The sequence below is a fragment of the Ramlibacter sp. P4_H7 genome, from assembly GCF_056400765.1.
Genome location: NZ_JBFUKP010000026.1, coordinates 21,530 through 36,371 on the forward strand (window position 1 = coordinate 21,530; position 14,842 = coordinate 36,371).

A 14,842-nucleotide genomic window follows, 5' to 3' on the forward strand; every position below is an offset into this window, starting at 1 on the left:
ATTCTATGAGCGCTCTCGTTCGACATCACCGGCAGGGCGGTTGGCGAACGAAGTTCGCCGGGGCGGGACCTTGTGCATTCGTGATCTTTGCCTTCAGCTCTTCGATAGGCATTGGAGGGTTCTTCTGGTGCAGCATCGCGTGGCAGTTGGGGCAGACGGGACGCAAATCGGCAATTGGGTCGACCTGATACTCTCCGTCACTTAGTGCGAGTGGCCGGATGTGATGAACGTGAATGAAGCCTTTCCCGAGAATTCCGTACCAGTCCTTGAAGGAGAAGTGGCAGACGCTGCACACAGCGCCGTAGTGCGCGATACAGGCCTTTCTTGCTTTAGCGTCGCGCTCGTAGGCGTTCACACGTACGTGTTTCCTTGCACCTTCCACATACTGCTGTCCCGGAGGAAGCTCGTCGGGAAATGGACTAGGCCCCTTCGTCTTTATGGCACTGAGCTTCTTCGCGTACTCGCCCAATCGGTCGGCCGCTGTTTGCAACTCGGTGGTCGAAAAAAGAGGCCTGAAACGCTCTTGGAGAATAATGGCCTCAACCGTGAGCTCCGGGTGACCAGCTTCTAGAAGGGCGTCGAGACCCTTGCGCTGCTGCTCATTGCGTGGCAGCAGCATCCGTTGAACTGTGGGCAACCCACCGTTGCGCTTAACGGCCTGCAGAAAGCGGTGACCCCAGTAGCCGGCCTTTTTTCCGGCGTCGTAGTAACCCTGAACCAGAGCTTCAGTGAGTTCCTGTTTGACTGGCACAGACTCTCCTTCTGCTTACCAGCACGGTTCGCGAATGCCCCTGCGTGCGCCGTGCGAACGATCTGTTAGGGCTCACGGGCGCCACATTGCGGCAAGAGCCGGTGCAGAAGCCAGAGCGAGCGTGAACGCTTGATTCGCGAGATCGCTGACTTGCTCTGAGCCTGCATCTTTTAACCCTTTCCCCGCAACCGCCAGGATCTTCGACACCAATGTTTCCTTTTTCTCGAGCGAGTTCGGGACACTCCCGAGGATGGCGAGCCCTTTCATAGTTAAGCGCACCTGATGATACTCAGTGCCGTCCAGGAGATTTCCCTTGTAGGTAAGGAAGCCTTCAGCCGCCAGGAACTGTATTGCCTCGCCCGCTGGAGCGATTGCGTGGAACGTAGCCTCGAAGGTCTCGCCGGTTGGAACAACGTACATCATCAGCGAGCTCACATCCACGTTCGTCGGCAGCGGAAAGCTCAGATACAGCTGCTTGAAGAGAATGAGCGTGAACCGATTGAACCGGTCGATGTTTGCAGGAATGGTCATGTGCCTAAGTCCTAACGAAATGTAGGGCGCAGCGCCCAAGCTCCAATCCCGTACACGCCAGATAAGGTCGCCGCAGCACAGTACGCAGGCCGTTGATTTAGCGTCATTCTTCCCCTTTGGCTGGATATCAGTGGCCGATAAAGCCGCACCTGAAAACCCGCAACCATCCCATGAAGCAGCTGCTGGATAAGTTGCCGAACCAGATTACCCGACACGTCTTTCCAGCCCGCACTGGCGCCATCGTAATCTCACCTCTACCATTCCACCCATCTCCCGAATAGGTAGATTGACTAGAACCAACAAATCACCCCCAAAAGAAAAGCGCCGCATTCGCGGCGCTTTTCAACTGAAGTCCAAAGTTCCAGTTAAACCAGACTCTCCTGGATCTTCCTCAGAATCTGCCCCCCACCAAAACTAACCTGCTCGGGCGGCGTCCCACCCGCAGTGACTCGAATCGCGCAGTACTTCAGCTCCGGAATCTTCGCCACAGGGTCCAGCTTGTCGTTGGTCACGCGGTTGATCGCGGCTTCGTAGTAGCAGAAGGGCACGAAGACGGCGCCGCGCGGCGAGCCTTCGTCGGCGCGGCCGTACAGGCTGACCTTGCCGCGGCGCGACTCGATGGTCAGCAGCTCGCCGGGCTTCACGCCCATGGCGGCCAGGTCCAGTGGGTGCACCAGGGCCACGGGATCGGGCTCGATCGCGTCCAGCACCGTCGCCCGGCGCGTCATGCTGCCGGTGTGCCAGTGTTCCAGCTGGCGGCCGGTGATCAGCACCATGGGGTACTCGGCATCGGGGCGCTCGGCCGCGGGGATGATGTCCGCGGGCACGAAGCGGGCCTTGCCGTCGGCGCGCGGGAAGTCCTCGACGAACACCACGGACTCGCCGGGGTCGCCCTCGTGGGTGCAGGGGTAGGTGACGGCGCCCTGGCGCTCCAGGCGGTCCCAGGTGATGCCGGAGATGCTGGGCATGGTGTGCCGCATCTCGTCGAAGGCCTCGGACACGTGGCCGTAGTTCCAGTCCAGGCCCATGCGGCGCGCCATCTCCTGGATGATCCACAGGTCCTGCTTCGCATCGCCGGGCGGGTTGATGGCCTGGCGCCCCAGCTGCACGAGGCGGTCGGTGTTGGTGAAGGTGCCGGTCTTCTCGGGGAAGGCGCTGGCAGGCAGCACCACGTCCGCCAGGGCGGCCGTCTCCGTCAGGAAGATGTCCTGCACCACCAGGTGGTCCAGCGCGGCCAGCATCTCGCGGGCGTGGTTGGCGTCGGGGTCGGACATCGCGGGGTTCTCGCCCATGATGTACATGCCCTTCACCTTGCCTTCGCCGATGGCGTGCATCACTTCGACCACGGTCAGGCCGGGCTGCGCATCGAGCGTCCCGGGCTTGAGCTTCCAGTGCTTCTCGAAGCGCGCGCGCACCTCCGGCTCCACCACCTTCTGGTAGTCGGGCAGCATCATCGGGATCAGGCCCGCATCGGACGCGCCCTGCACGTTGTTCTGGCCGCGCAGCGGATGCAGCCCGGTGCCGGGGCGGCCGATCTGGCCCGTCATCAGCGACAGCGCGATCAGGCAGCGTGCGTTGTCGGTGCCGTGCACGTGCTGCGACACGCCCATGCCCCACAGGATCATCGAGCCCCTGGAGGTGGCGTAGGTGCGCGCCACTTCCTTCAGCATCTCGGCGGGGACGCCGCACACCGGCGCCATTTCCTCGGGGCTGTAGCCCACCAGGTTCTTCTTCAGCTCGTCGTAGCCGATGGTGCGCGCTTCGATGAAGGCCTGGTCCACCAGGCCCTCGTGCACGATGACGTGCATGATCGCGTTGAGCATCGCCACGTCGGTGTCGGGCTTGAACTGCACGTGGCGCCAAGCCAGCCGCGTCAGGTCCGACTGGCGCGGGTCCATGATGATCAGCTTGGCGCCGTTCTTCGCCGCGTTCTTCATCCAGGTGGCGGCCACCGGATGGTTCACCGTGGGGTTGGCGCCGATGACGACGATCACCTCGGCCTTGGTCACGTCCATCACCGGGTTGGACACCGCGCCGGAGCCGATGCCTTCCAGCAGCGCCGCCACCGACGATGCGTGGCACAGGCGCGTGCAGTGGTCGACGTTGTTGGTCTTGAAGCCGGTGCGCACCAGCTTCTGGAACAGGTAGGCCTCTTCGTTGCTGCCCTTGGCGGAGCCGAAGCCCACCAGCGCCTTGGGACCCACGTTGTCGCGGATGTCCTTCAGCTTGCCGGCGGCCAGCGCCAGCGCTTCTTCCCAGGTCGCCTCGCGGAAGATGTCCATCACGCGATCGGGATCGAAGGTGGCGTTGGGCACCTTGGGCGCGTCGGCGCGGCGGATCAGCGGCTTGGTCAGGCGCTGCGGGTGGTTGGCGTAGTCGAAGCCGTAGCGGCCCTTCACGCACAGGCGGCCATGGTTGGCGGGGCCATCACGGCCCTCGACGAACAGGATCTTGTCGTCCTTGACGTTGTAGGTGAGCTGGCAGCCGACACCGCAGTACGGGCACACCGAGTCGACCTGCTTGTCGGGGACGGGCAGGGCGGCATCGCGCGCGGGCATCAGCGCGCCGGTGGGGCAGGCCTGCACGCATTCGCCGCAGGCCACGCAGGTGGACACGCCCATCGGGTCGTCCATGTCGAACACGATCTTGGCGTGCTCGCCGCGGAAGGCCAGGCCGATCACGTCGTTGACCTGTTCGTCGCGGCAGGCGCGCAGGCACCGTGTGCACTGGATGCAGGCGTCCAGGTTGACCGCGATGGCGGGGTGCGACACGTCGGCCGTCACCTGGCCACGCGCGGGGAAGCGCGGCTTGCCGACACCCAGCTTGGCGGACCACTCGTCCACCTCGTTGTGGCGGGTGTAGTCCTTCTCGGGCATGTCGGACTGCAGCAGTTCCAGCACCATCTTCTGCGACTTGACGGCGCGCTCGCTGTCGCTGGTGACTTCCATGCCGGCGGTGACGTTGCGGCAGCAGCTGGGGGCCAGCACGCGCTCGCCCTTGATTTCCACCATGCACGCGCGGCAGTTTCCGACGGTGTCCAGGCCCGGCTTGTAGCAAAGGCGCGGAATCTCCACGCCCTCGCGGTCGGCGACCTGGATCACCGTCTCGTCGGCGCGTGCCTCCACCTCTTTGCCGTTGAGCTTGAAGCGCACGACGGGGGATTCGAGTTGCGCCAGTTCGGCGCGGGTGACGGCGTTCATTGTTTTCTCCCGGGCCCTTGCGGGCATCGCTGGGGTTCGGCTACGCGCTCACCCCAGCCTACGAGGGCGAGCTGGGGTTCGGCTGCGCGCTCACCCCAGCCTACGGGGGCGAGCTGGGGTTCGGCTGCGCGCTCACCCCAGCCTACGCGGCGGCGCGGTCCTGCCTTGCATTCGTAGGCTGGGGTGAGCCCGAAGGCGAACCCCAGCTTTGGCTGTTCAACCCAACTCATGCGGAAAGTACTTCACCACGCAATCCACCGGATTCGGCGCCGCCTGGCCCAGCCCGCAGATGGACGCATCGCGCATCACCTGCGACAACTCCGCCAGCAGCGGCACGTCCCACTTGGACGACTGGATCAAGGCATGGGCCTTGGCGGTGCCCGCCCGGCAGGGCGTGCACTGGCCGCAGGACTCGTCGCGGAAGAAGCGCATCAGGTTGCGCGCCGCGCCGATCGCGGAATCCTTGTCCGACAGCACGATCACCGCGGCCGATCCGATGAAGCAGCCGTAGGGCTGCAGCGTGTCGAAGTCCAGCGGGATGTCGTTCATCGTCGCCGGCAGGATGCCGCCCGAGGCGCCACCCGGCAGGTAGGCATAGAACTTGTGCCCGCTCGCCATGCCGCCGCAGTACTCGTCGATCAGTTCCTGGATCGTCACGCCGGCCGGCGCCACCTTGACGCCCGGGTTCTTCACGCGGCCCGACACGGAGAAGGAGCGCAGCCCCTTGCGGCCATTGGCGCCCTGCGAGGCGAACCATTCGGGGCCGCGGTCCAGCAAGTCGCGCACCCAGTACAGCGTCTCGAAGTTGTGCTCCAGCGTCGGCCGGCCGAAGAGGCCCACCTGCGCCACGTAGGGCGGGCGCAGGCGCGGCATGCCGCGCTTGCCTTCGATGGATTCGATCATCGCGGACTCTTCGCCGCAGATGTAGGCGCCGGCGCCGCGGCGCAGCTCGATCTTCGGCAGGCCCTTGCCCAGCGGGTCGTCCTGCAGGCGCGCGAGCTCCTGTTCCAGCAGCGTGCGGCACCCGTGGTACTCGTCGCGCAGGTAGATGTAGATCCGGTCAATGCCGACCGCCCAGGCGGCGATCAGCATGCCTTCGAGGAAGCGGTGCGGGTCGCGTTCGAGGTAGACGCGGTCCTTGAAGGTGCCGGGCTCGCCCTCGTCGATGTTCACCGCCATCAGGCGCGGTGCCGGTTCGTTGCGCACGATGCGCCACTTGCGGCCGGCCGGAAAGCCTGCGCCGCCCAGGCCGCGCAGGCCCGAGTCTTCCATCACCTTGATGACGGACTCGACATCGCGCTTCCCGGACAAACATTCTTCCAGCAGCTGGTAGCCGCCGGCGGCACGGTACTGCGACAGGCCCATGTAGCCTTCCGGCTCGTGGGTGGTCGCCTTTTCCTTGACGCACTCCTTCACTTTCTCGGTGGTGGCGCAAGGCACGGGCTTCTGGCCGACCACGGCGGCCGGCGCCTGTTCGCAGCGGCCGATGCACGGCGCGGCGATCACGCGGACTTCCTTGCCCAGGATGGAAGGCAGCTTCTGCAGCAGCTGCTGCGCGCCCGCCATCTCGCAGGACAGGCCGTCGCACACGCGCACGGTGAGCGCCTGCGGTGCGTCCTCGCCTTCCTTGACGATGTCGAAGTGATGGTAGAAGGACGCGACCTCGTACACCTCGCTCTGGGCCAGGCGCATCTCCTGCGCCAGGGCAGAGAGGTGCGCCGCCGAGAGGTGGCCGAAACGGTCCTGCAGCTTGTGCAGGTGCTCGATCAGCAGGTCGCTCTGGCGCGACGCGTCACCGAGAACCTGCCGCACTTCGGCCAGGGCCTGGTCCGTGGGCCTGCGCCCCTTGGGACCCTGCCGCTTGCGCTCCCGCAGGGGGAGCGCGCTGGCCGCGGCGATCGGAATGACGCGATGACCCGCCATCTTGCGTCGCTTACTTCAGCAGGCCGGCGGAGCGGGCCCACTTGAACTTGGCGCCCAGCACTTCCACCGGCAGTTCGGTGGAGTACGCGTACGCCGGGATGCCGTTCTCGTACAGGTACTGCGCGGCTTCCTCGACTTCGACGTCGCCGGCCAGCGAGGCGACCACGGGCTTGGACTTGCCCTTGGCCTTCATCTCGTTGACGATCTGCACCATGTTCTTCGCGAACACCATGGGCGGCGTCACGATGGTGTGCCAGTAGCCCAGGATCAGCGCGTGGATGCGGTCGTCTTCCAGGCCCAGCTTGACCGTGTTGACGTAGGTGATGGGCGGCTCGCCACCGGTGATGTCCACCGGGTTGCCGGCCGCGCCGAACGGCGGGATGAACTTGCGGAAGGCGGCGTCCAGGTCGTCCGGCATCGGCTTGAGCAGCTTCAGGCCGTTGTCCACGCAGGCGTCGGACAGCAGCACGCCCGAGCCGCCGGCGCCGGTGATGATCACGACGTTCTCGCCCTTGGGCGTGGGAAGGATCGGCACGCCACGGGACAGCTCCAGCATCTGGCGCAGGCTGTTGGCGCGGATCACGCCGGACTGGCGCAGCACGTCGTCATAGATCTTGTCGGTGCCGGCGACGGCGCCGGTGTGCGAGCTGGCAGCGGCGGCGCCCATTTCGGTGCGGCCGGCCTTCAGCACGATCACGGGCTTCTTCTTGGAGACGCGCTTGGCGACTTCCGCGAAGGCGCGGCCGTCCTTCAGGTCTTCGCAGTGCTGGGCGATCACCTTGGTGTTGTCGTCCTGCTCGAAGAACAGCAGCAGGTCGTCCTCGTCGATGTCCGACTTGTTGCCGAGACCCACGATCGCGGACACGCCCATCTTGGCGGAACGCGAGAAGCCGATAATGGCCATGCCGATGCCGCCGGACTGCGAGGACAGGGCGGTGGAGCCCTTGACGTCGTAGGCCGTGCAGAAGGTGGCGCACAGGTTGGCGGGCGTGTAGTAGAAGCCGTAGATGTTCGGCCCCATCAGGCGGATGTTGTACTCGCGGCCGATGCGCTGCAGTTCTTCCTGGCCTTCGATGTTGCCGGTCTCGCCGAAGCCCGAGGGGATCAGCACCGCGCCGGCGATCTTCTTCTCGCCGCATTCCTTGAGGGCCCCGGCGACCAGGGCCGCGGGAATCGCGAACACCGCGGTGTCCACTTCGCCCGGGATGTCCTTGACGCTCTTGTACGCCGCGAGGCCCATGACCTCGCCGCCCTTGGGGGTGACGGGGTAGATCTTGCCCTTGTAGCCGCCGTTGATGAGGTTCTTCATCACCGAGTTGCCGATCTTGCCGGCCTCGTTGGAAGCGCCGATCACCGCCACCGCCTTGGGTTGCATGATCCGCTTCATGGACGCGACGACGTCCTTTTCTTCGGGGCGGAAGCGCGCGGGCTTCTGGTTGAAGTTCAGCACGATGCGCACGTCGGCGGCGATCGCGCCTTCTTCAGAGGCGAACACCGGGTTCAGGTCCATCTCGGAGATTTCCGGGAAGTCCGAGACCAGCTGCGACACGCGCACGACGGTGTTTTCCAGCGCCTCGCGGTTGACCGGCTTGGCGCCGCGCACGCCCTTCAGGATCTCGGCGGCCTGGATGCCGTCGAGCATCGAGGCGGCGTCTTCACGCGTGGCCGGGGCCAGGCGGAAGGTGACGTCCTTGAGCACTTCCACCAGCACGCCGCCCATGCCGAAGGCAACGAGCTTGCCGAAGCTGTCGTCGGTCATTGCGCCGACGATGACTTCCTGGCCGCCCTTGATCATCTGCTGCACCTGCACGCCGACGATCTTCGCGTCGGCCTTGTACTTCTTGGCGTTGGCGATGATGGTGTCGTACGCGGTGGCGGCGTCATCGGCGCTCTTGACGCCGACGATCACGCCGCCGGCTTCGGTCTTGTGCAGGATGTCCGGCGAGACGATCTTCATCACGACCGGGAAGCCCATGGAGCCGGCCAGGGTGGAGGCTTCCTTGGCGCTCGACACCACGCCTTCCTTGGGCACGTTGATGCCGTAGGCGTCGCAGATCAGCTTGCCTTCGGGCGCCGTCAGCGAGTCGCGTCCGTCCTTCTTCACCGCGTCCAGGATTGCGCGGACCTTTGCCTTGTCGACTTGGGAATTGGCCATGTGGTGCCCCTTGAAAATTTAGGTTTGTCTTTGGATGCAGGCGTCGGTCAGATGACCTTGGCCTCGCGCAGTTCTGCGATCTGGTCCTTGCTGTAGCCCAGCTGCGCCAGCACTTCCTCGGTGTGCTCGCCCAGCAGGGGGGAGCGCGTCACTTCGGTTTCGCTGTCGGACATCTTGATCGGGTTGCCCACGGACAGGTACTTGCCGCGGGTGGGATGGTCCACTTCGACGACGGTGCCGGTGGCGCGCAGCGCGGGCTCCTCGGCGATTTCCTTCATCGACAGGATCGGCCCGCAGGGGATGTCGTACTTGTTGAGGATCTCCATCGCCTCGAACTTGGTCTTGGTCTTGGTCCACTCCTCGATGCGCGAGAAGATGGTCTTCAGGTGCGGCAGGCGCGCCTTGGGCGTCGCGTAGCTCGGGTCGGTGATCCAGGTCTCCTCGCCGATCACCTTGCAGATGGCCGCCCACACCGGCGCCTGCGTGATGAAGTAGATGTAGGCATTGGGATCGTGCTGCCAGCCCTTGCACTTCAGGATCCAGCCCGGCTGGCCGCCGCCCGAGGCGTTGCCGGCACGCGGCACGGCTTCGCCGAATTCGCCTTCGGGGTACTGCGGGTACTCTTCCATCACGCCCTTGCGCGCCAAGCGCTGCTGGTCGCGCAGCTTGACGCGGCACAGGTTCAGCACGGCGTCCTGCATGGCAGCCAGCACCTTCTGGCCGCGGCCGGTCTTTTCGCGCTGGAACAGGGCGGTCACGATGCCCAGGCACAGATGCAGGCCGGTGCCGGAGTCGCCGATCTGGGCGCCCGTCACCAGCGGCGGGCCGTCGTCGAAGCCGGTGGTGGAGGCGGCGCCGCCCGCGCACTGGGCGACGTTCTCGTACACCTTGCAGTCCTCGTACGGGCCGGGGCCGAAGCCCTTGACCGACGCCATGATCATGCGCGGGTTGATCTGCTGGATGCGTTCCCAGCTGAAGCCCATGCGGTCGAGCGCGCCGGGAGCGAAGTTCTCGACCAGCACGTCGCACTGCTTGATCAGCTCGATCAGCACTTCCTTGCCCTTGGGGTTCTTGGTGTCCAGAGTGATGGAGCGCTTGTTGTGGTTCAGCATGGTGAAGTACAGGCTGTCCACGCCGTCGATGTCGCGCAGTTGCCCGCGCGTGGCATCGCCTTCGCCCGCCTTCTCCACCTTGATCACGTCGGCGCCGAACCACGCCAGCAGCTGCGTGCAGGTGGGACCCGATTGCACGTGCGTGAAATCGAGGATCTTGATGCCGTCGAGTGCTTTACCCATGTTGCTTGTCCTATCGAGTTTTCAGAATCAGTGCGGGTCCGCCCGGACGGGGCCGGGCGGACATGCGGTGCCTTACGCGGTCTTCTTCTTGGCCGCGGCGGGGTTCAGGCTGGTGATGCGGCCGGACTCGGTGCCGGCGCTCTCGTCGATCAGTGCGTTGATCAGGGTGGGCATGCGCGAAGCCACGGCCTCGTCGAGGGCCTTCTTCAGTTCCTCGGGGTTCTTGGCCGTGACGCCGACGCCGCCGAAGGCCTGCATCATCATGTCGTAGCGCGCGTTCTTGACGAACTGGGTGGGGGCCATCGCGTCGCCGCGCGGGTTGACGTCGGTGCCCTTGTAGATGCCGTTGTTGTTCATCACGACGATGCACACGGGCAGGTTGTAGCGGCAGATCGTCTCGACCTCCATGCCGCTAAAGCCGAAGGCGCTGTCGCCTTCCACCGCGATCACCTGTTCGTTGGTGACGGCGGCGGCCGCGACGGCGAAGCCCATGCCGATGCCCATGATCCCCCAGGTACCCACGTCGAGGCGGCGGCGCGGCTCGTACATGTCGACGATGGAGCGGGTGAAGTCGAGCGCGTTGGCGCCTTCGTTCACCACGTAGGCCTTCGGGTTCTCCTTGACCGTGTTCTTGATGACGTTGAGGGCGCTGTGGAAGTTCATCACCGGCGGGTTCTTCGCCAGCGTCTCGGCCATCTTGGTGAGGTTCTTGTCCTTGCGCTCGGCGATCGCGCCGGTCCAGTCGGACGGCGGCTTGGCCCAGCCCGAACCCATGGCCTGGTTGAACGCGGAGATGCAGGAGCCGATGTCGCCGATCACGGGGGCGGCGATCGCGACGTTGCTGTCGGCTTCGGTCGGCGAGATGTCGACCTGGATGAACTGCTGCTTGCCCGCCGCCTTGGAGCCGTCGGCACCCCAGGTCTTGCCCTTGCCGTGCGACAGCAGCCAGTTCAGGCGCGCGCCCACCAGCATCACCACGTCGGCTTCGGCCAACACGTAGGAACGCGCGGCGGAGGCGGACTGGTTGTGGTTGTCGGGCAGCAGGCCCTTGGCCATGGACATCGGCAGGTAGGGGATGCCGCTCTTCTCGACGAAGGCCTTGATCTCCGCATCGGCCTGCGCATAGGCGGCGCCCTTGCCCAGGATCACCAGCGGCTTCTTCGCGGACTTGAGCAGGTCGACCGCGCGCTTGACGGCGTCGGGAGCGGGGAGCTGCTTGGGTGCGGGGTCGACCACCTTGATCAGCGACTTCTTGCCGGCTTCCTTGTCCATGCTTTGCGCGAACAGCTTGGCGGGCAGGTCCAGGTAGACGCCACCGGGGCGGCCGGACACGGCGGCGCGGATCGCACGCGCGATGCCGACGCCGATGTCTTCGGCGTGCAGCACGCGGAAGGCGGCCTTGCACAGCGGCTTGGCGATGGCCAGCTGGTCCATCTCCTCGTAGTCGCCCTGCTGCAGGTCGACGATCTCGCGCTCGCTGGATCCGGAGACCAGGATCATGGGGAAGCAGTTGGTGGTGGCGTTCGCCAGTGCCGTCAGGCCGTTGAGGAAGCCCGGGGCTGAGACGGTGAAGCAGATGCCGGGCTTGCCGGTGATGAAGCCGGCGGCGGCGGCGGCGTTGCCTGCGTGCTGCTCGTGGCGGAAGGAAATGACCTTCATGCCCTCGGCCTGCGAGATGCGCAGGAAGTCGGTGATCGGAATGCCGGGCAGGGCGAAGATCGTGTCGATGTCGTTCAGCTTGAGCGCATCGATGACGAGATGAAAGCCGTCGGTGGTTTCGCGATCCTGCGTTTCGGTGGTCATGGTCTCGGAGTCCTGGTTTGGGAGTGCGAGAATGGTAGAAGTCGCCTTTGGGAAACCCTCTTGACCGCAGTCAATTTTCGAAAAATTGCGCGGCTTTAAAGGGAATCCCCTCCCCTGGAATCCATGTCCTCGATCGACAAACACCCCGAACGCAACGTCATTCGCGTCCAGCTGGCCCACAACGTGGTGCTGAAAACCATGTCCGCTGCCCAGATGGCGGAGCTGGAACCCCTGCTGGTGGTGGTGGATTGCCAGAAAGGCGAGGCGCTCCTCAACCAGGGCGTGCACGAGATGGAGCAGTACTTCATCCTCGACGGCATCCTGAAGCGCGTGGTGAGCAACCAGGAAGCCAAGGAGATGATCCTGCGCTTCGCCGAGGAGGGGCAGATGGAAACCAGCTACGCCGCCTGGCGCCTTGGCACCCCCGCCCCCTACAGCATCGTGTGCGTCACGCGTGCCCGCGTCGCCAAGCTGCCCTTGCGCGACTGGGTCACCTTCATCGAGCGGCATCCCGGGCTGAAGCAGGCTTTCGAGTACGAGGTGATGCACCACATGAGCGAGATCCTGGCGCACACCATCACGCTGCACCTGCTCGATGCGCCCGGCCGGGTGAAGCGCTTCCTGCGCAAGCATCCGGAGCTGGAGGAGCGCCTGCCGAAGAAGGAACTCGCGTCCTATCTCAACCTTTCTGCCGAGACGCTCAGCCGGCTGAAGTCCCGGGGCAAGATCTAGCCACGGATGGGCAGGAACGAAAAACGGGCGCCGCGGCGCCCGTTTTGCATTCACGGCGAGAAGCTCAGGCCGCGACTTCGCGCGCCGAGGCTTCGATCTGCGCGCGCCGCATCGGCCGCAACGCGAACCACGCCAGCAAGGCGGCGATGGCGTTCATCACGCTCGCCACGATGAACACCGCGTGCCAGCTGCCGGTGGCGGCCGTCAGCAGGCTGGAGAGCGGCACCAGCAAGGCGGCGGTTCCCTTCGCGGTGTACAGCACGCCCGCGTTGGCGGCGGCGTACTTGGAGCCGAAGGTGTCGGCGCAGGTGGAGGGGAACAGGCTGTAGATCTCGCCCCAGGCGAAGAACACCAGGCCGGTCAGGATCACGAACAGCACCGGATCGCTGCCGAACTTGTACAGCGCGAGGATGCCGAACGCTTCCAGGCCGAAGGCGATGAACATCGTCAGCTCGCGGCCGATCTGGTCGGACACCCAGCCGAAGAAGGGACGGGTGAGGCCGTTCAGCACGCGGTCGATCGTCAGTGCGAAGGTCAGCGCCGGCAGCGCGAGCCCGAGGATGCTCACCGGAACGCCGTCGATCTTGAAGTCCTTGGCGATGGGCGCGAGCTGCGCGGTGGCCATCAGGCCGCCGGCGGCCACCATCACGAACATCACGTACATGACCCAGAACACCGGCTTGCGCATCATCTCGCCCGGGGTGTATTCCCTGCGGGTCTGCTGCACGTTCGCCGTGCCGCCGGTGGACTTCTTGTGCTCCGGCGCACGCGCGAGGAACCAGGACAGCAGGAAGATGATCGCGCCCTGGCCGATGCCGAAGTACAGGAAGGCCGCTTCGTAGCCGTGGTTGTGGATGTAGGCCGAGATCGGAACGACGGTGAGCGCCGAACCCGCGCCGAAACCGGCGGCGGTCAGGCCCGCGGCGAGGCCGCGGCGGTCCGGGAACCACTTGAGCGCATTGCCGACGCAGGTGCCGTACACCGCGCCCGCGCCGATGCCGCCGACCGCGGCGCCGATGTACAGCAGCGTGAGCGTGTCGGCGTAGGCGTTGATCATCCAGCCGAGGCCGGCCAGGATGCCGCCGCCCATGACGACCACGCGCGGGCCGTACTTGTCGACGAGGTAACCCTCGATCGGCACCAGCCAGGTTTCGGTGAGCACGAAGATGGTGAAGGCGACCTGGATGGCCGCCCGCGTCCAGCCGTGCTTGTCGGCGATCGGGTTGACGAACAGCGTCCAGCCGTACTGCAGGTTGGCGATCATCGCCATGCAGATGATGCCCATGACGAGCTGGCCCCAGCGGAAGGCCGCCCCACGATCGGCGCCGGTGACGGCGCCGCGCGACGCGCCTGCAAAGGCAGGAATGGCGTCTACTGTCTTTTCCATCCGAGGTCTCCTGTTGTATGGGTGTGAGGAGTGAGGGGAGATTTGCGGCGATGTCGCCGCGAGGTTTGCGATGACGACGGCGAATTCTGGGAGCGCGCGCGCTCTGGAAAATTGACCGCGGTCATGAACTCGGGTAAGCCCTTAAGCCGCAATTGAAAGCATAAAAAAGAAAGGCGGCCGGATGGCCGCCTTCATTGATTCGGGTCAGGTTCTATTCAGGTTTTCGCGTGCGTGAATTTGCGCGTGACCGCCATCAGGTGCAGGCGGCTGTCGACCTTGCCGATGCCGGCGACGGCCGCCGCGATGCGTTCGGTCTCCGCCTTCTCGTGGTCGTTGACGACGATGCCGTTGAGGACCACGCGGCCTTCGCGGCCGTCGATCTGCACGTCGACGTTGCTGGTGGAATCGTTGGCCTTGAGCGCGGCACGCACGCGCGCGCTCAGTGCGAGGCCGTCGAGGATCGCGCGCGATTCCGTGGTCTCCTGGAACTCGGGGCGGCGCGACAGGTGCAGGATCTGGTCGACGCAGCTGTCGATGGACACGCGTTCGGTGTTGAGCACCAGGTCGTAGAGCAGGGGATCGCCCCAGGTGACGCCGAACTGCGTGTTCATGCGCGAGGCATGCGCCGTGTCGCTGCGCCGCACCTCGGCCTCGGCCGCTTCGCGGTTGTCCGTGCCCAGGTGCTCCATGAGCCAGGCCACGCGCTGTTCCAGCGGACGCGTGACGCGCACGCGCACCACGTGGCGCACCGGGCGCAGCAGGCAGGTGGCGCCCCAGCCGCGCAGGATCACGTTGCCGCGCACCGCCTGCGCCAGCACTTCCTCGGCGGTGTACAGCGCCACGCGCTCCTTGTCGGTGGACAGCCGTTCCACCAGTCCGGCCTTGCCTTCGCGCAGGCGCCGGATCAGGCTGGCCGGCACGTGCATGCGGCCCGCGACGTTCTCCACCACTTCGTTGCGCATCACGGCCAGGCCGCCGGATTCGGCGAGGCGCAGCGCCACGTCCTTGGCCAGCGAGCCCATTTCCTGGGTCAGTGCGATCACGGGCATGGCGTTCCTCCTCGTT

The 14,842-nt window shown here is 65.5% G+C and carries 10 protein-coding genes; 1 reads left to right on the forward strand and 9 read right to left on the reverse strand.

Annotation, left to right across the window (positions count from 1 at the left end; translation table 11 throughout):
* Positions 1-25: 25 nt before the first annotated feature.
* From AC1DSA_RS24035 to oxc, 7 genes are all read right to left on the reverse strand, one after another.
* Positions 26-751, reverse strand: coding sequence for an HNH endonuclease (locus AC1DSA_RS24035; RefSeq protein WP_477893429.1), 726 nt, complete (start codon positions 749-751; stop codon positions 26-28).
* Positions 752-823: 72 nt separating this feature from the next.
* The gene (locus AC1DSA_RS24040; protein WP_477893430.1) at positions 824-1,282 is read right to left on the reverse strand and encodes a hypothetical protein; all 459 of its coding nucleotides are present in this window, start codon (positions 1,280-1,282) and stop codon (positions 824-826) included.
* Positions 1,283-1,647: 365 nt separating this feature from the next.
* A complete protein-coding gene (gene fdhF, locus AC1DSA_RS24045) occupies positions 1,648-4,482 on the reverse strand; it encodes a formate dehydrogenase subunit alpha (RefSeq protein WP_477893431.1) in 2,835 nt (944 codons plus the stop codon).
* A 216-nt stretch (positions 4,483-4,698) separates the two neighbouring features.
* Complete coding sequence (locus AC1DSA_RS24050; RefSeq protein WP_477893432.1) at positions 4,699-6,405, reverse strand: NAD(P)H-dependent oxidoreductase subunit E; 1,707 nt, start codon at positions 6,403-6,405, stop codon at positions 4,699-4,701.
* A gap of 10 nt (positions 6,406-6,415) precedes the next feature.
* Positions 6,416-8,560, reverse strand: a complete 2,145-nt coding sequence (locus AC1DSA_RS24055; RefSeq protein ID WP_477893433.1) for an acetate--CoA ligase family protein — start codon at positions 8,558-8,560, stop codon at positions 6,416-6,418.
* 47 nt (positions 8,561-8,607) lie between these two features.
* Entirely contained in the window at positions 8,608-9,855 is a 1,248-nt protein-coding gene (gene frc / locus AC1DSA_RS24060; protein ID WP_477893434.1) for a formyl-CoA transferase, read from the reverse strand.
* A gap of 72 nt (positions 9,856-9,927) precedes the next feature.
* Positions 9,928-11,658 carry an oxalyl-CoA decarboxylase gene (gene oxc, locus AC1DSA_RS24065; RefSeq protein ID WP_477893435.1) on the reverse strand — a complete coding sequence of 577 codons (1,731 nt, stop codon included), beginning with the start codon at positions 11,656-11,658 and terminating at the stop codon, positions 9,928-9,930.
* A 123-nt stretch (positions 11,659-11,781) separates the two neighbouring features.
* Between oxc and AC1DSA_RS24070 the strand changes: the two genes are divergently transcribed.
* Positions 11,782-12,390: a Crp/Fnr family transcriptional regulator gene (locus AC1DSA_RS24070; RefSeq protein WP_477893436.1), complete on the forward strand. Its 609-nt coding sequence runs from the start codon at positions 11,782-11,784 to the stop codon at positions 12,388-12,390.
* A gap of 64 nt (positions 12,391-12,454) precedes the next feature.
* Here AC1DSA_RS24070 and oxlT read toward each other — a convergent pair whose 3' ends face one another.
* Positions 12,455-13,675 (reverse strand): oxalate/formate MFS antiporter, encoded by a 1,221-nt coding sequence (gene oxlT, locus AC1DSA_RS24075; RefSeq protein ID WP_477893457.1) that lies wholly within the window; start codon positions 13,673-13,675, stop codon positions 12,455-12,457.
* Between the two features lie 317 nt (positions 13,676-13,992).
* Positions 13,993-14,826, reverse strand: a complete 834-nt coding sequence (locus AC1DSA_RS24080) for a cytidylate kinase family protein (protein ID WP_477893437.1) — start codon at positions 14,824-14,826, stop codon at positions 13,993-13,995.
* Positions 14,827-14,842: the final 16 nt, after the last annotated feature.